Below are 15,631 nucleotides of genomic sequence, written 5' to 3'. Positions count from 1 at the left end.
TCGCTCAGTTCGGGCGAGTTGCCGGGTGGATGCCCGCGCCCTGCGGTTCGCCCGGACCTTCGGACTGGCCGAGCAGATCGTCGCCCACATCGTCGTCCTGGAGCGTGTCGAGGTGCATCAGCTTCTTGATCAGCGGACTGACCACCATGACCGCAACGCCGATGCCGACCGCGTACCAGCCGACGGTCGAGTAAACGTCGAGCACGATTTCCCTGCCCGCTTCCTCGCCGACGCCTTCTGCACCCGTAGCCGAGGCAATCAGGCCGGCAGCAAAGTTACCGGTCGCCGAAGCGAAGAACCATGTGCCCATGATGAGCGATGCCATATGAGCCGGCGCAAGGCGGTTCATCGCCGAAAGGCCAACCGGCGACAGACACAGCTCGCCAGTGGTGTGGAGCAGGTAGATCAGGAAAATGAAGATCACCGGCACGGCAGCATTGATGCCGACCGACTGTGCACCCCAGACCAGCACGAGGAAACCAAGGCCGACCTGGACCACGCCGAGGCCGAACTTGAGCGGTGCGCTCGGCTCCATGCCCTTACGACCCAGCGTCTGCCATACGACAGCGAAGACCGGTGCCAGCAGGATGATGTAGATCGCATTGATCGACTGGAAGACCGATGCCGGAACGCCGCCGCGATCGACGTGGCGATCGGTGAAGAGGTTGAGCGAGGAGCCCGCCTGCTCGAACAGCGCCCAGAAGACGATCGAGGTCAGGATCAGGAACATCGCGGCAAAAATGCGGTCACGCTCTTCACTCGGCAGTTTTACCACCGCCGTGAAGAGAACGTACAGGACCAGCGCGCCGCCGAATCCGCCGAGGACGTAGCCGACCAGATCCTGGAACTGGATCGCGAGCCAGCAGATGCCGACCATTGCAACGCCAGCGCCATACATGGTCCATTCGCGGCCCTTGGCGAGCGGCTTGGGCGGTTCGCCGCGGCCGAGCAGCAGCGGCTTGCCCCAGACGAAGACGACGAGGCCGGCAAGCATGCCGATACCGGCAAGGCCGAAGCCATAAGCCCAGCCATAGGTTTCGCCGATGTAACCGCACAGCAACGAACCGATCGCCGCGCCGAGGTTAATCCCCATGTAGAAGATGGTGTAGGCGGCATCGCGACGGGTGTCCGTGCGCGGGTAAAGCTGGCCGACGATCACCGAAATGTTCGCCTTCAGGAAGCCCGAACCGACGATGATCAGCGCCAGCGCCAGCCAGAAGACATAGACGATCGGATTGTTCTCCGTGCCCGCGCCCGGTTCACCCTCGAACGCCATGAAGAAGTGGCCGAGGGTCAGCAGCACGGCGCCGAACAACACCGCCTTTCTCTGTCCAAGGTATTTGTCGGCAAGGTAACCGCCGACCACCGGAGTGATGTAGACCAGCGCGGTATAGGCGCCGTAGATGATGCCTGCATCGCTGTCAGAGAACAGCCAGTGCTTGGTCAGATAGAAGATAAGGAGCGCGCGCATCCCGTAATAGGAAAAACGCTCCCACATTTCGGCGAAGAAAAGGACGAACAGCCCTTTCGGATGGCCGAGGAATGTCCCGGCGGAATCGCCATGCGGCACGGATTGGCTTTCCATTAAATAGAGCCCTCTTGGATATTGTCATGCAGGGCCCTGTTTGCATGGGCCCTCCCCGAAGCGGCGCACCCTAACGGTTCGCGCGCGCATGTGAAGCTTTAGTTGCAGCCGAAACCGCCTCGCGGCGTGTCTTGCCATGATGTCTCTACACACTCTTGCGCCTGTCAGAGGGATGGGGCGGGAACTTGACGCGCATCGCTGTATTATGGCACTATAGCGCCTTCTCGGGGAAGATGAGCAATGAGCCAGAACAGACCGGTTTACCTGAAGCTGCGCGACCAGATCGCGGCGGCCATTATCGAAGGATCCTATGCCGAGGGGGAGATGTTGCCCTCGGTCCGGGCGCTTGCCAGCGAGCAGGGTGCCAACCCGCTGACCGTGGCCAAGGCCTACCAGCAATTCCAGAACGATGGGCTGGTCGAAGTCCAGCGCGGGGTCGGCATGTATGTCGTCGAAGGCGCCGCGGAGCGCCTGCGGGAGCGCGAGCGCGAGGTTTTTCTGCGGGAAGAATGGCCGGAAATTCGTTCCAGAATGAAACGACTGGGCCTCAGCCCAGGGCAACTTCTTGAAAAGGCTGAATAAGTCCGTATTTTGCAAGGCCGGCCGCTGACGCAATTATTTTACCGGACTCAGCTTGCGATGTAATTCGCGCTCTGGCACCATCGCATCTGCGACATTGGCTGCCCGCGGGTCGGGGCGGTTCTGCCAACAAGGCCGGCGGTGGGCCGGTATTAACGGTTGCGCTTGGGATCGAGGCGACCGGGAGGTGGTGATGATAAGATCCGAACTTCTGCAATCCTTGCACAAGGATAATCCGGAATTGCGCGCCGAAGAAATCGAGCAGGTGGTCGATATCTTCTTCGACGAGATCGCCGAGCGGCTCGCCGAAGGGGGTCGGGTGGAGCTGCGCGGCTTCGGTGCGTTCTCGACGCGCGAGCGCGAGGCACGTCAGGGGCGCAATCCCCGGACCGGCGAAACGGTCGACGTTCCGGCCAAGCGCGTGCCCTATTTCAAGGCCGGCAAGGAAATGCGCCGTCGTCTCAACGACGATTGAGGCGCTCCGCGACGGCGTTCGCTCCGAACGTTTTTCAGCCTATCGACATTTGACCGTCCTCGCGGCGGATTGCCGCCTGGCGCTCCGGCAGCTAGGGAGCGCGCCATTGCGGGTGTGGCGGAATGGTAGACGCCGGGGACTTAAAATCCCCTGTCCTTTGGACGTGCGGGTTCGAGTCCCGCCACCCGCACCATAATCCATCCGCACGGCAGGCGGACCTCGCTGCCAGTCCGGAAGAGTGCAGCAATGGCTCAGGCACACGAACACCGCTGGTCTGGTCAGCTGTCTGCTTAACTCCGTTCTAACACTTATTTGGCTACTCGCACTCCGTTAGGCACGGCCGGGTATGGACTTAGAGAACCTGGGAACGAACCATGCCAGCGGGGGCAAGCAGGATGATGGAAGACGCGGCGAGTTTTCCGCCAGTAGTGAGTGGCGAAGCCGACAGTCCGGAACAACGGGCTGCTCCGCGGATGGCTTTGCTCATTCGCACCGCCAAGCTGGTAAGCGCACAGGGCGAGTTTGTCTGCGTCCTTCGCGACGTTTCGGCGACGGGGATCAGCGTGCGTCTGTTCCACCGGCTGCCCTCATGCGACGCGTTTACGCTCGAACTTCAGTCGGGAATGGCTTTTGAGGTCAAGAAGGTCAGGGAGAATGACCACGAGGCCGGCTTCCAGTTCGCAGCCCCGGTCGAGCTCGAAACCATCATCAAGGAGACAGGTCGTTTCCCCAAGCGCGGACTGAGGATGCACATCTGCTTCCCTGTAGTTCTGGCAACCAGACAGGATCGAAAGACCGGCACGATCCTCAACCTTTCGCAGCAGGGCGCGCGGCTCGAAAGCGATGCGCTCCTCTCGATCGACCAGACCATCGCGCTCGAAGGGCCCGATCTAGGCGAAATCCGCGCCAAGGTTCGCTGGCGCAAGGGCCGCGAATATGGCCTGGTGTTCGACGATACCTTCTCGCTGCAGAACTTCGCGTCGCTCGCCGCACGCCTGCAATGCCCGGCTCTCCTGCGCGCATGACTGCGCGATTCCCCTCCGATTATGGGGGGATCTTTACCATCCGCTAACCATTTTCGTTCAGTCCCGTTCAAGCGAAAGCAAACGGGGGTTTGAATGGTACAACACGCTGCCCAAATGCGTGAAAAGCCGCATGGCACGCTCGAGGTCGACGTTGCGATCATCGGAGCGGGTCCGGCGGGCCTGACGGCTGGATATCTGCTCAGCAAGCAGGGCAAGACGGTCGCGATTATCGAAAAGGATCCGACCTATGTCGGCGGCATCAGCCGCACGGTCGAACACGAAGGCTACCGCTTCGACATCGGCGGCCACCGTTTCTTTTCGAAAAGCGCGGCTGTCGTCGACCTGTGGAACGAGATCCTGCCCGACGATTTCATCCAGCGTCCGCGGATGAGCCGCATCTATTACGAGGGCAAGTTCTATTCCTACCCGCTGCGCGCCTTCGAAGCGCTCGGCAATCTCGGCGTGCTGCGCTCGACCGCCTGCATGCTGAGCTACCTGCGCTACAAGCTGTTTCCGATCAGGGACGTGAAGAGCTTCGAGGACTGGACCACCAACCAGTTCGGCCACAAGCTCTATTCGATCTTCTTCAAGACCTATACCGAGAAGGTGTGGGGCATGCCGTGCGACGAAATGAGCGCGGACTGGGCGGCGCAGCGCATCAAGGGCCTTTCGCTCTGGAATGCGGTGACCGACGGCCTGAAGCGCAGCCTCGGCCTCAACAGGAAACCGAACGACGGGCAGGAAGTGAAAACCCTGCTGGAAACCTTCCGCTATCCGCGGCTCGGCCCCGGCATGATGTGGGACGCAGCGCGCGACAAGATCGTCGCCAGCGGCAAGGGCACGGTGCTGATGGGTCACGCGCTCGACCGGCTCGCCGCCGATGGCGAGGGCTGGCGCATGAGCGCGAACGGTCCCGATGGCCGTGTCGAGATCCGCGCCGATCACGTGATCAGCTCCGCGCCGATGCGCGAACTTTCCCGCAGGCTGCACCCGCTGCCGCAGTCGACGCTGCAGGCGAATGAACTCAAGTATCGCGACTTCCTAACCGTCGCGCTGATGGTGAAATCGGAAGACCTCTTCCCTGACAACTGGATCTACATCCATGACGACCGGGTCCAGGTCGGCCGCGTGCAGAACTTCCGCAGCTGGTCGCCCGAAATGGTGCCGGACGAGGATATGGCCTGCGTCGGCCTCGAATATTTCTGCTTCGAAGGGGACGGCCTGTGGTCTTCCTCCGACGAGGATCTGGTGGCGCAGGCGACGCGCGAGATGGAAATCCTCGGCCTGTGCGATCCGGCGCGGGTCGTGAGCGGTGCGGTGGTTCGTCAGGAAAAGGCCTATCCGGTCTATGACGACACCTACGAGGCGAATGTCGATGCCATGCGGCGCGAACTGGACGAGAAGCATCCTTCGCTCCATTTGGTCGGGCGCAACGGGATGCACCGCTACAACAACCAGGATCACGCGATGATGACCGCCATGCTGACGGTCGAGAACATCCTCGCGGGCGAGCGTCTCTACGACACATGGTGCGTCAACGAGGATGCCGAATATCACGAAGCGGGCGACGAGGGGGCCGAGAAGGCTATCCCGACCCGCGAGGTAACTGCCGATCAGGCTGCCGCGCTCAATTCCGTGCGCGACGTACCGGGCCGCATCCGCGAGGACGAGGCTGCCTCCGACGACGAGCGCAAGGTCGCCTGACATGGCGAGCGTCGCCACATTCGGGGACGAGCTCTCCGGGACCGAGCCGCAGATGCCGACACCGGGGGCAAGGGCGCCCGGAGAATGGCACGCCTTTCGCAACTGGGCGCTGGTCTGGCTGGTGCTCGCCAATGCGGGCTTCGCGGTCATGTGGCTGGTTGGCGCACCGCCGCGTGCGGGCGAAATCGTCGGCATCGGAGCGATCGGGCTGTTCGTGCGAGACAAGCCGCTTTCGGTGCAGGTCTCGGCCTTCGTGCTGGCTCTGGCCTATTCGTTGCTCAGCTTCATCGCCGGACTGTTCAATCTCGGCGTGACCTCGCTGATCAGCTCGATGAAGTTCTTCGTCGAGATCGATCCGCTGCAGTCGGTCGAATATATCGCAGGCGGCATTGCCGTGACGCTGCTGATGGGTGCGGCAATCTGGCGCATGCGCCATCCGCAGGGCTTTACTTCGAACAGGATGCTGCTGCTGGCCGTCGGCGCGATCCTTTCGCTGGCGGCAATCGACACTGCGCTCGGCATGGGGATGCGCGGCCATTACAAACGCGCCGCGACGGCTGGCACGCCATTCGAATCCGCGACCGCCAAAAGCGGGTTTGCAGATGCCACCGCCGTGGCACAGCGCCGCCACCTGATGCTCATCATGGTCGAATCGCTCGGTGATCCGGTCGACAATCCGGAAATGAGCCGCCTGTTGTTCACTCGCTACAAATCCGGCGCACTCGCCGACCGCTTCGACATGAGTCAGGGCACCACGACCTATTACAATTCGACCACCGCGGGCGAAGTGCGCGAGATGTGCGGCCGCTGGGGCGATTATTATGAATTGCTCGACGGCGCCGATGACAGCTGCCTCCCCGCGCAGCTCGCAAGGCAGGGCTACGAAACCCGCGCCTTCCACTCCTTCACCGGCGATTTTTTCGAGCGCGAGAGCTGGTATCCCAATATCGGCTTCGCAGAGCAGACCTTCGCCGACGGGCTGGTCGAGCGCGGCGCGCGCCCTTGCGGCGGGGTCTTCCCCGGCGCGTGCGACCGGGACGTCCCTGCGATGCTGGCCGACACGCTCAAGCAAGCGGACACACCGCAATTCCTCTATTGGCTGACGCTCAACTCGCACCTTCCTGTCCCGCCGGGACTCAATCTCGAGGTCGACAATTGCGAGCGCGTTTCGCCCGCCCTTGCCGCCGATTTCCCGATGATCTGCCGTCAGTTCGCGATCTGGGATGCGGTCGACGCTGCCATCATTGAGCAGATCACCCAGCCAGACTTCCCGCCGACCGACATCCTGATCGTCGGCGATCACATGCCGCCCTATTTCGATCGTCACCACCGCAGCCAGTTCGCGCCCGACCGCGTGCCGTGGCTGATGCTGCGCTGGAAGGGCGACGAGACGCCCGCCGCAGAGGTGGCGCCATGAATATGCAGGAAGCGTTTCGGCGCCTGCTGGCGCTTTCGGCCTCGCGCTACATCGCGGTCAGTGCTGCCGCGCTGGTGACCGACATCGGCGTGTTCCTGACCGCGCTCTATGGCGGGATGGACGAAGTGCTCGCCGCCGTGCTCGGCTATTGCTGCGGTATCCAGCTGCACTGGCTGCTCTCGACACGCTTTGTCTTCGCGCATGGCGTTCGCGCGAAACGCGCAGCGCGCTTCGGGCAACAGGCGATGTTCATCGCCAGCGGCCTCCTCGGCCTGATGGTCACCGGTGCCGTGGTCGCACTGGGACGCGAGATCGGCTTTGCGCCGGAACTTTCCAAGCTGATCGCTGTCGGTGCGAGCTTCAGCCTGACCTGGGCGCTGCGCGCGCTGGTGATCTTCCGCCCGGTCGAGGCGAACGGGTAATGAGCGGCGCGGCGATCATCGAACGGCGTCGTCCGGCCTTCTCGGGCGATATGGTGGTTCGCGCCTCGCTTGCCTTCGTGCTTGTCGCGGCTCTTCTGATCGCGACCGGCTTCCCGTTCATCAGGGACCAGCTGTTTCCGGGGCCCGACGATGCGCTCCGGTTGGTGCAGGTGCGCGACCTGCTGGCGGGACAGAGCTGGTTCGACCTGACCCAGCACCGCGTCGATGCGCCTGCTGGCGGCGTGCCGATGCACTGGTCGCGCCTCGTCGATATTCCCCTGCTGCTTGTGATCGCCGCGCTTACGCCCCTGTTCGGCTCGGGTGTGGCAGAGAGCATTGCGCTGGTCGTCGTACCCTTGCTGACGCTCTATTGCGCGCTTCTTCTGGCCGCACGGATCGCCTGGCGGCTGTTCGGGATCGAGCTGGTCACGCTGACGTGCCTTGCGATGGCGCTCTCGGTGCCGGTGCTGAGCCAGCTGCGACCGATGCGGATCGACCACCACGGCTGGCAGATCGTGCTCGCGCTCGCTGCACTCAACGGACTGCTGGCGCGCAAGCCCAAGGTCGGCGGTTTCGTCACCGGTCTTGCGCTTGCCGCATGGCTGGCGATCTCGGTCGAGGGCCTGCCGATGGCAATCGCCTTCATGGCGGTATTTGCTGTCCGCTGGCTCTGCAATCGGCGCGATAGCGAGGGCTTCGCCGTGGCGATGGTCACACTCGCGCTGGGTAGCCTTGCGCTGTTTGTCACGACACGCGGCTGGTCTGAGCTTGCTCCCTATTGCGACGCGATTTCCCCCTGGCATATCGGCGTGTTCTGCTGGGGCGCTCTCGGCGCGCTCGTCCTGCAGCGGCTGGAGCCGATGCCGCGGGTGACGCTCATGGGTGGTTTCGGCGTGCTCGCAGCGGGCGGGGCGGGGATGCTGTTGTGGGCCGCACCGCAATGCGCCGCCGGTGGCTTCGCCGCGACCGATCCGCTTGTCGCTGAGGTCTGGCTCGCCAACGTCGCCGAAGGTCAGCCGCTGTGGACCCGCAGCTGGAGCGATATCATCGGCGTGGCGCTTCCCGGCCTGCTGGGACTGTTCGCGGCTGGCCGCCTGGCATCGCGCCACACGGCCTGGCTGGGCCGTTTCTGGTTCGAATATGCCGCATTGCTCGCCTGCGCGCTGACCGTGGCGCTGTTCGTTTCGCGTGCCGGAGCCGTGGCAGGCGCGCTCGCTGCGCCGCCGCTCGCCTGGCAGATCGACCAGTGGTTGCGCGCTGCTCGCAATTCTCGCCGAGAGAAGCGCGGATCACCCGCGCTCGCAGTAGTGGCGGCGACTGTACTGGTCCCTCTCGGCGTCGGCCTGCTTGTGAACGGGTACCGCGCCGAGGCTGGTTCGCCCCCTCCGGCGCGAACGCTGCAATTGCAGCGCGTGTCCGATTGCCGCATCGCGAGTGCCGGTGAAGCGCTTTCGCAATTGCCGCGCGGCGAGATCTTCGCGCCGCTCGACGCCGGCCCATCGCTCTTGCTGGCGTCGCCGCACAGCGTAGTCGCAACGGGGCACCACCGCGCGGATCGCACCATTCGCATGACGATCGAAGTCCTCGCGGGTTCACCGGACAACGCGCGCGCTCAGCTATCCGAGCGTGGGACGTCCTATGTCGCGCATTGCCCGGGGCTCGCAGAGACCGCGCTATTGGCAGCGAACAAGCCGGACAGCTTTGCCGCGTCGCTCGAAAGCGGGAACGCCCCCGACTGGCTCGAGCCGGTCGACATGCCCGGCGACACGGGCCTCAAGGTCTGGACAATCAAGCCCGGCGTTTAAGCGGGCACGAAGTCCATGGCGACGCCGTTGATGCAGTGGCGCTTGCCGGTCGGCTCGGGGCCGTCACCGAAGATATGCCCCAAGTGCCCGCCGCAATCGGCGCAGTGCACTTCGGTGCGCGGAACGCCGATCTTGTAATCGGTCGAGGTGCCGACCGCGCCCTTGTCGATCGGTGCCCAGAAGCTCGGCCAGCCCGTCTTGCTGTCGTATTTGGTCTTCGAGGAATAGAGCCGGTTGCCGCAACCCGCACAGACGAAAGTGCCGGCGCGCTTCTCGTCATTGAGCGGCGAGGAATAGGGCCGTTCGGTGCCCGCTTCGCGCAGGATGCGAAACTCTTCTTTCGTCAGCTTCTTGCGCCATTGCGCTTCGCTCATGGAGACGGGATAGTTCTTCGCCTCCGCTGGCGAGGAACCGCAGGCGGTCAGCACCACCAGCGAGGCACCAGCGCCAAGCGTACCCAGCATGGCGCGCCGGTCGAACGAGTTCGCGTTGAATCTACGCATGGAAAAGTCCTTTCACCCCTAGATACGGAGGGAACCGGCGAAAGGTTTCACGTTTGGGGAGAAATCCGCGCGTTCAGAACTCGTCGATTTCGACTTCCAGCTTGCGGAACCCATGCACGAAATTGGCACGGACGCGCTCGATCTCGCCAACGACGTTCACCCGCATCCGGCGCTTGTGCATTTCCTCGAGCAGCACGCGCAGCTGCAATTCGGCAAGCCGCGCACCGACACAGCGGTGGATGCCATAACCGAACGCGATGTGGCGGCGTGCATTCTCGCGTGCGAGGTCGAGCTTGTCCGGATTTTCGAACACTTCCTCGTCGCGATTGGCCGAGATATACCACAGCACGACCTTGTCGCCTGCCTTGATCTGCTGGCCGAACACCTCGGTATCCTCGACGCAGGTGCGGCGCATGTGTGCCAGCGGCGTCTGCATGCGGAGCATTTCCTGCACCGCATTGGGGATGATGTCGGGGTTCTGTTCGAACAGTTCGCGCTGATCGGGGTTCTTGTCGAGCTGGTAGACAAAGCCGCTCATCGAATTGCGCGTCGTGTCGTTACCGCCGACGATCAGGAGGATGAGATTGCCCATGAACTCCTGCGGGCTCATCTGGTTCATCGCATCCGAATGGATCATCATGCTGATGAGATCGTCGCCCGGCTCCTTGTCCTGCGTACGCTCAACCCACAGCGACTGGAAATAGGCCGCCATTTCCTGGAGGATTTCCCAGCGCACTTCGTCGAGGTCGCGCACGGTGGCGAGCTCGGTATCGCCCGACCAGTCCGACCAGAAGGTCAGCAGGCGGCGGTCTTCCCAGGGGAATCCGAACAGGATCGCAAGCATGCCGGTGGTCAGTTCGATCGAGACCTTGTCGACCCAGTCGAACTTTTCGCCGCGCGGCAGCGAATCGAGCAGTTCGCCGGTGCGCTGGCGGATTTCGCCCTCCATCTCGGCCATGCCGCTGGGGGTGAACTTGGGCGCGACGGTCCGGCGCTGGCCGGTGTGTTCGGGCCGGTCCATCGCGATGAACATCGGCAGCTCGCGGCGTTCCTCGATCCCGCGCTCGGCCAGTTCTTCTTCGGTCAGGCGGTTGAGAATGGTGATCCCGCCATGCTCCCAGCTCGACGAGAAGATGTCGGGCAGCGCCTCGATATGCTGGATCGCCTTGTGCCCGACCACAGCCCAATATGGGCCGAACGGACTTTCGGGGATGTAGTGAAGGGGCCCCGCTTCACGCATTTCGCGGAAGATCGCATGCCAGTTGTTGTTGGCGTAAATGTCGCTGCGGCTCACGTCCCACTTGTGCGGGTGGTTTAGCTTGTCCTCGGGATGCTGATCGTAGTGATCCTTGAGCGCCTGGTAGGCGGTAGGGGATGTGCGGACTTTGGGACGCTCGATTGCGGCGGTAGCCATATTTCTCTCCGTGCGACGCGACTCTTGGGGTGGCCACGTTCTTTCATCCCGCATCCTGCCCTTATTGACAGCGATGTCAATAGTGGGTTGCGAAAAGGGACTTATTCAGCCGGCTGGGGCGGAGGACGCCCGAAGAAGCGCCTGATCGAGAGGCGGCGTTTCCTCGCGCCCGCATCGCCCGACTTCATCACCCGCTTGCGGAACAGGTTGGAGCCCCAGCGGATGAACAGCGCCACCCACAGCAGCTGGTAGATGAAGGCGACGAGGTGCGGCCAAATCGCTTCGTACTGGGCTGCCTGTGCGGTCATCGCGAAGGGGGAGCTCAGCGGGAAGAGGATCGCAGCGGTCACCAGCACGGTCGCGCCACCGACCAGCGTGAAACTGGCGAAGAAGAAGATGAACAGCTGCAACATGGTAACCGGCATGGACAGCGTCTGCACCTCGCGCACCGTGCTCGCCAACGCGCCGATGGAAAGGAAGATCGATCCGATCAGCAGATAGCCCATCGAGAAATTGAGCACGAAAAGGAAGCAGAACAGCGGCCATCCGACGCCGGGTTCGGGCATGCCCCTGAGCATGGCGCCGACGCCGCCGAAGTCGCCCGCGAACAGGATGACGAGGCCTACGAGGCTTCCCCATACGGCGATACCCACCAGCGATATCGCGAGCATGGCGAACAGCTTGCCGAGGAAGACAGCATCCATCGGCAGCGCTGCGGCGAGGATTTCGATGATCTTGTTGGCTTTCTCCTCGACCAGGTTGGAGAGCACCATGCCGGCGAGCAGCATCATCAGCAGGAACAGCAGCGTCATGGAGATTTGCGCTGTATCCTGCCGCTCGTTCTTGGTTTTCGCGCCGCTCGTTTCAGCCACGACCGTTTCGAGCGGGGGATAGGAAATATCGGTGCCGTCACGGGCGAGGGCGAGATGCATGGTGATGAGGCCGTGCCATTGCCCCAGCCGTTCGCGCGTACCGGTAAGCACCGGCTGTTCCAGCGTGCCGGTCAGCGCCGCACCATAACGACCGCTCTTGTCGGCCAGCAACGCCTCGGGGTCGATCGGTCCGACTTCGTCGGTCGGCTCGAAATATTTGAAATGCGGAATGCGGCCATAGCCGAGTTCGGCCTCGATCCGCTCATGTGCCGACTGGAAAGCCTCGGTATCGGCCGCGGGCATCTGCATGGCGACGACGACTTCGGTCTTGCGCTCGTTCGCAGCCGCACCGAGCCCGCCCGACATCATGAAGACGACGGCGGGGAACAGCGGCCCCAAAAGGAAGAAGAGGAAGCTGCGGCTGAACAGGATCGCGAGGAAATCGCGCCGGGCGACCACGAACGCAGCTTGCAAGCGCGAGAGGCGGGCATTCTCGATCATCGGCGGCTCTCCCCTGCGGCATCGGCTTCGAGCGCGCGCGCCGCCGCCTCGCCGGCAATATGGACGAAGGCATCGTGCAGACCTGCGCGCTCGATTGAAAGCGAGAGGATCCCCGCGTCGCCTTCGATCAGCTGGCGCAGCAGCGGCTCGATCCCGCTTTCGGGCAGCGGGAAGGAGAAGAAGTCGCCCTCGCGCTTGGTGTCGCTTGGCAGCGCCTCCATCCATGCGCCTGTGCGGGCACGGGTCTCGAGGCGGACCTGCGCGGGGATGCGGTCACGCGCCGCCTCGACCGAGCCTGCATAGGGCACCTTGCCCCCGGCGATGATCGCCACGCCTTCGCACAAACGCTCGGCATGGTGGATCACGTGGGTCGAGAAGATCACCGTCGTGCCATCCTCGGCAAGCTGGCGAATCATCCGCTCGAGCTTGCCCTGGTTGATCGCGTCCAGGCCGCTGAAGGGTTCGTCGAGCACGACCAGTTTCGGTTCGTGAACCAGCGTGCCGAGCAGCTGGACGGTTTGCGCCATGCCTTTCGACAGCTGGCGGATGGTGCGCTCTGCCGCGTGGCCGAGATCGTGGCGTTCGAGCATTTCGCGCCCGCGGCGCCGCCCTTCGTCGAGCGACAGTCCGCGTAGCGCGCCCATGAAAGCGATCGCGTCGACCGCCTTCATCGCGGGATAGAGCCCGCGCTCCTCGGGCAGATAGCCGATCAGCCGCGCGATATCGTGCGGATTGTCATGGCCGAAGACGCGGCGCACGCCTTCGTCCGGGTCGATAATGCCGAGCAGCATACGCAAGGTCGTGGTCTTGCCCGCCCCATTGGGGCCGAGCACGCCATAGATCGCGCCCTCGGGCACGGAGATGTCCACGCCATCGACGGCGAGTGTCCCGTCGAAGCGTTTGACGAGGCCGCGCGCCTCGATTGCGAGTGCCCGTCCGCCGTCGCTTGCGGAATTGCCCGTGTGGCTCTGATCGCCTACCGCCATGTCCATGTCGCCCTGTTAACTTTGAGGGCTAAACGGGAGCAACCCCAAGAGTGGTTAATGCCGCCGCAACGAATGAATTGCGCACAGCCCTGCTTGCGGAGGCGAAGCGGCTCGGGTTCGTCGCGGTCGGCTTTGCTCCGGCGGCAGAAGATCCGCTGCGCGCCGAGCGGCTGGAGCAATGGCTGGCAGAGGGTAACCACGGCACGATGGAATGGATGGAGGCGCGCGCCGACGTGCGCCGCTCTCCCCATGCCATGTGGCCCGAGGCGCAGAGCGTCATCGCACTCGGCATGAGCTACGCGCCCGCGGACGATCCGCTCGCGCTGGAAGCGCATCCCGACCGGGCGCGCATTTCGGTCTATGCGCGCGGCAAGGATTACCATGACACGGTGAAGAAGCGCCTCAAGGCGCTCGCCCGCTGGTTGGTGGAACGTGCGCCCGACAGCGAGCTCAAGGTTTTCGTCGATACCGCGCCTGTGATGGAAAAGCCGCTGGGAGAGGCGGCGGGAATCGGCTGGCAAGGCAAGCATACCAACCTGGTTAGCAGGGATCATGGCAGCTGGCTCTTTTTGGGCGCGATCTACACGACCATTCGCTTTGCGCCCGACGAGCCGCATGACGATCGCTGCGGATCCTGCAATGCCTGCCAGATGGCCTGCCCGACCGATGCTTTCCCCGCGCCCTACCGGCTCGATGCGCGGCGCTGCATCTCCTACCTCACGATCGAGCACAAGGGACCGATCGCGGAGGAGTTTCGCGCGGCGCTGGGCAACCGCATCTACGGCTGCGACGATTGCCTGGCGGTATGCCCCTGGAACAAGTTTGCGCAAACGGCGCAGGCGCATCGCGACTTTCTGCCGCGCGGCGAGCTGACAGCCCCGCGCCTCGCTGACTTGCTCACGCTGGATGATGCGGGCTTCAGGCAGTTCTTCTCCGGCTCTCCGATCAAGCGGATCGGGCGGGACCGATTCGTGCGAAACTGCCTCTATGCGGCTGGCAATAGCGGCGACCGGTCACTGCTTGGACAAGTCGAACCGCTGCTTGGCGATCCCGATCCGGTCGTGGCCGAGGCCGCCCGATGGGCGCTCTCGCAGCTTAGAGCAGTTCCTTGAGCGGAACTTCGGGATTGGCAAGCGCTTCGAGATCGACTTGCTCGACGCCGCTTTCGAGCAGCTTGCGGCCCTGAACGTAATCCTTGACCGTATTGACGCAGTCGAAGGCGATCGGGCGCCCTTCCTTCAGATATACCACGGTGAACTTGCGGGTTTCCGGATCGCCACGAACCACCGTCTGGTCATAGTCGAGCGAGAGCCCGGCGGTCTGCAGCTTGAGATCGTACTGGTTCGACCAGAACCACGGCAGCGCGTGATAGGGCTGTTTGTCGCCCATGATCGCGCGCGCGACCGTGTTCGCCATGTCATTGGCGTTCTGGACCGATTCGAGCCGGATCACCGCCTTGTCGGCAAAATCATTGGCGTGCGCGGCACAGTCGCCGATGGCGTAAATGTCGTCGAGCGTCGTGCGGCAGAAGACGTCGACATCGACGCCGTTCGAACCTGCCGCCCCTGCCGCGATCAGCGGGCCGACGGCGGGCACGATGCCGATCCCGACGACGACCATGTCGCAAGGGATTACTTCACCGTCGGCGAGGCGCACCGCGGAGGCGATACGGTCTTCGCCCTCGATCGCCTCGACCTGGGTTTCGAGCCTGAGGTCGACTCCCTGGCGCCGGTGCTCGTCCTGATAGAAAGCGCTCAATTCCTCGCCCGCGACGCGCGCCAGCACGCGCGGCAAGGCTTCGAGTAAGGTGACCTCGCAGCCGAGCTTGCGCAGGACCGCCGCCGCTTCGAGCCCGATGTAGCCGCCGCCGATCACGACGGCGCGTTTCGCGCCCGCTTCGAGCGCTTCCATCATGGCGTCGGCATCGCGCTTGTCGCGTACCGAGAACACGTTCCTGAAATTGCCGCCGGGGCAGGAAAGCCGACGCGGATCGCCGCCGCCGGCCCAGATCAGCTTGCGATAGCCGATCCGCGTGCCATCGGTCAGCTCGACCTGATGGGCTGCCCAGTCGACTTCGGCCACGGCGCAGCCGAGGCGCAGATCGACATCCTTGTCCTGCCAGAATTTCTCCGGACGGATCATGATCCGCTCGAACGGCTTTTCGCCAGCGAGATACTCCTTGGAAAGCGGCGGGCGTTCGTAAGGCGGCACCTTGTCCCGCCCAAGCATGATGATCGAGCCCTCATGCCCCTGCTGCCTCAACGCGATGGCGGCTTGTGCGCCCCCATGCCCCGTTCCCACGATCACGACATCTGCTGCGTCCATGGGCGGGGTGCGTTGACC

The 15,631-nt window shown here is 63.6% G+C and carries 14 protein-coding genes and 1 tRNA gene; 9 read left to right on the top strand and 6 right to left on the bottom strand.

What is annotated here, in order from left to right; genetic code table 11:
• Positions 1-4: 4 nt before the first annotated feature.
• Positions 5-1,585 (bottom strand): peptide MFS transporter, encoded by a 1,581-nt coding sequence (locus CCE89_RS05665; protein ID WP_086437105.1) that lies wholly within the window; start codon positions 1,583-1,585, stop codon positions 5-7.
• Between the two features lie 240 nt (positions 1,586-1,825).
• Here CCE89_RS05665 and CCE89_RS05660 point away from each other — a divergent pair, with 240 nt between their 5' ends.
• From CCE89_RS05660 to CCE89_RS05625, 8 genes are all read left to right on the top strand, one after another.
• A complete protein-coding gene (locus CCE89_RS05660) occupies positions 1,826-2,167 on the top strand; it encodes a GntR family transcriptional regulator (protein ID WP_086437104.1) in 342 nt (113 codons plus the stop codon).
• Between the two features lie 190 nt (positions 2,168-2,357).
• On the top strand, positions 2,358-2,639 hold the full coding sequence (locus CCE89_RS05655; RefSeq protein WP_086437103.1) for an integration host factor subunit beta: 282 nt from the start codon (positions 2,358-2,360) through the stop codon (positions 2,637-2,639).
• A 108-nt stretch (positions 2,640-2,747) separates the two neighbouring features.
• A tRNA-Leu gene (locus CCE89_RS05650) sits at positions 2,748-2,832 on the top strand.
• A 181-nt stretch (positions 2,833-3,013) separates the two neighbouring features.
• On the top strand, positions 3,014-3,664 hold the full coding sequence (locus CCE89_RS05645) for a PilZ domain-containing protein (protein WP_234989970.1): 651 nt from the start codon (positions 3,014-3,016) through the stop codon (positions 3,662-3,664).
• Between the two features lie 114 nt (positions 3,665-3,778).
• The gene (locus tag CCE89_RS05640; protein WP_086437101.1) at positions 3,779-5,368 is read left to right on the top strand and encodes an NAD(P)/FAD-dependent oxidoreductase; all 1,590 of its coding nucleotides are present in this window, start codon (positions 3,779-3,781) and stop codon (positions 5,366-5,368) included.
• Position 5,369: 1 nt separating this feature from the next.
• Positions 5,370-6,785, top strand: coding sequence for a sulfatase-like hydrolase/transferase (locus tag CCE89_RS05635; protein WP_086437100.1), 1,416 nt, complete (start codon positions 5,370-5,372; stop codon positions 6,783-6,785).
• Entirely contained in the window at positions 6,782-7,207 is a 426-nt protein-coding gene (locus tag CCE89_RS05630) for a GtrA family protein (protein ID WP_086437099.1), read from the top strand. Before CCE89_RS05635 ends, CCE89_RS05630 begins: the two co-directional genes overlap by 4 nt.
• Positions 7,207-9,012, top strand: a complete 1,806-nt coding sequence (locus CCE89_RS05625; protein ID WP_086437098.1) for a hypothetical protein — start codon at positions 7,207-7,209, stop codon at positions 9,010-9,012. The genes CCE89_RS05630 and CCE89_RS05625 overlap by 1 nt, the downstream gene beginning before the upstream one ends.
• Here CCE89_RS05625 and msrB read toward each other — a convergent pair.
• The 4 genes from msrB to CCE89_RS05605 all read right to left on the bottom strand — a co-directional run bounded on the left by msrB (position 9,009) and on the right by CCE89_RS05605 (position 13,294).
• The gene (msrB, locus tag CCE89_RS05620; RefSeq protein WP_086437097.1) at positions 9,009-9,515 is read right to left on the bottom strand and encodes a peptide-methionine (R)-S-oxide reductase MsrB; all 507 of its coding nucleotides are present in this window, start codon (positions 9,513-9,515) and stop codon (positions 9,009-9,011) included. The two genes, CCE89_RS05625 and msrB, sit on opposite strands and share 4 nt — an antisense overlap.
• Before the next feature lie 73 nt (positions 9,516-9,588).
• Positions 9,589-10,929: a cytochrome P450 gene (locus CCE89_RS05615; protein ID WP_086437096.1), complete on the bottom strand. Its 1,341-nt coding sequence runs from the start codon at positions 10,927-10,929 to the stop codon at positions 9,589-9,591.
• A 101-nt stretch (positions 10,930-11,030) separates the two neighbouring features.
• Positions 11,031-12,302 (bottom strand): ABC transporter permease, encoded by a 1,272-nt coding sequence (locus CCE89_RS05610; protein WP_086437095.1) that lies wholly within the window; start codon positions 12,300-12,302, stop codon positions 11,031-11,033.
• A complete protein-coding gene (locus tag CCE89_RS05605) occupies positions 12,299-13,294 on the bottom strand; it encodes an ABC transporter ATP-binding protein (protein WP_086437094.1) in 996 nt (331 codons plus the stop codon). Before CCE89_RS05605 ends, CCE89_RS05610 begins: the two co-directional genes overlap by 4 nt.
• Positions 13,295-13,338: 44 nt before the next feature.
• Here CCE89_RS05605 and queG point away from each other — a divergent pair, with 44 nt between their 5' ends.
• Complete coding sequence (gene queG, locus CCE89_RS05600) at positions 13,339-14,400, top strand: tRNA epoxyqueuosine(34) reductase QueG (RefSeq protein WP_086437093.1); 1,062 nt, start codon at positions 13,339-13,341, stop codon at positions 14,398-14,400.
• Here queG and CCE89_RS05595 read toward each other — a convergent pair.
• Positions 14,384-15,613: an NAD(P)/FAD-dependent oxidoreductase gene (locus tag CCE89_RS05595; RefSeq protein ID WP_086437092.1), complete on the bottom strand. Its 1,230-nt coding sequence runs from the start codon at positions 15,611-15,613 to the stop codon at positions 14,384-14,386. The two genes, queG and CCE89_RS05595, sit on opposite strands and share 17 nt — an antisense overlap.
• Positions 15,614-15,631 lie beyond the last annotated feature (18 nt).

It is taken from the genome of Altererythrobacter xiamenensis (assembly GCF_900177715.1).
GTDB lineage: Bacteria > Pseudomonadota > Alphaproteobacteria > Sphingomonadales > Sphingomonadaceae > Erythrobacter > Erythrobacter xiamenensis.
Note: the sequence above shows the minus strand (reverse complement) of the source record. Positions and strands in the feature narration are given on the sequence as shown.

What these genes read in the sequence shown, in the direction of transcription:
- CCE89_RS05665 (WP_086437105.1), bottom strand. Translation starts at nt 1,585, where the DNA reads ATGGAAAGCCAATCCGTGCCGCATGGCGATTCCGCCGGGACATTCCTC.
- CCE89_RS05635 (WP_086437100.1), top strand. Translation starts at nt 5,370, where the DNA reads ATGGCGAGCGTCGCCACATTCGGGGACGAGCTCTCCGGGACCGAGCCG.
- CCE89_RS05655 (WP_086437103.1), top strand. Translation starts at nt 2,358, where the DNA reads ATGATAAGATCCGAACTTCTGCAATCCTTGCACAAGGATAATCCGGAA.
- CCE89_RS05605 (WP_086437094.1), bottom strand. Translation starts at nt 13,294, where the DNA reads ATGGACATGGCGGTAGGCGATCAGAGCCACACGGGCAATTCCGCAAGC.
- CCE89_RS05595 (WP_086437092.1), bottom strand. Translation starts at nt 15,613, where the DNA reads ATGGACGCAGCAGATGTCGTGATCGTGGGAACGGGGCATGGGGGCGCA.
- CCE89_RS05610 (WP_086437095.1), bottom strand. Translation starts at nt 12,302, where the DNA reads ATGATCGAGAATGCCCGCCTCTCGCGCTTGCAAGCTGCGTTCGTGGTC.
- CCE89_RS05640 (WP_086437101.1), top strand. Translation starts at nt 3,779, where the DNA reads ATGCGTGAAAAGCCGCATGGCACGCTCGAGGTCGACGTTGCGATCATC.
- CCE89_RS05645 (WP_234989970.1), top strand. Translation starts at nt 3,014, where the DNA reads ATGCCAGCGGGGGCAAGCAGGATGATGGAAGACGCGGCGAGTTTTCCG.
- CCE89_RS05615 (WP_086437096.1), bottom strand. Translation starts at nt 10,929, where the DNA reads ATGGCTACCGCCGCAATCGAGCGTCCCAAAGTCCGCACATCCCCTACC.
- CCE89_RS05660 (WP_086437104.1), top strand. Translation starts at nt 1,826, where the DNA reads ATGAGCCAGAACAGACCGGTTTACCTGAAGCTGCGCGACCAGATCGCG.
- msrB (WP_086437097.1), bottom strand. Translation starts at nt 9,515, where the DNA reads ATGCGTAGATTCAACGCGAACTCGTTCGACCGGCGCGCCATGCTGGGT.
- CCE89_RS05625 (WP_086437098.1), top strand. Translation starts at nt 7,207, where the DNA reads ATGAGCGGCGCGGCGATCATCGAACGGCGTCGTCCGGCCTTCTCGGGC.
- CCE89_RS05630 (WP_086437099.1), top strand. Translation starts at nt 6,782, where the DNA reads ATGAATATGCAGGAAGCGTTTCGGCGCCTGCTGGCGCTTTCGGCCTCG.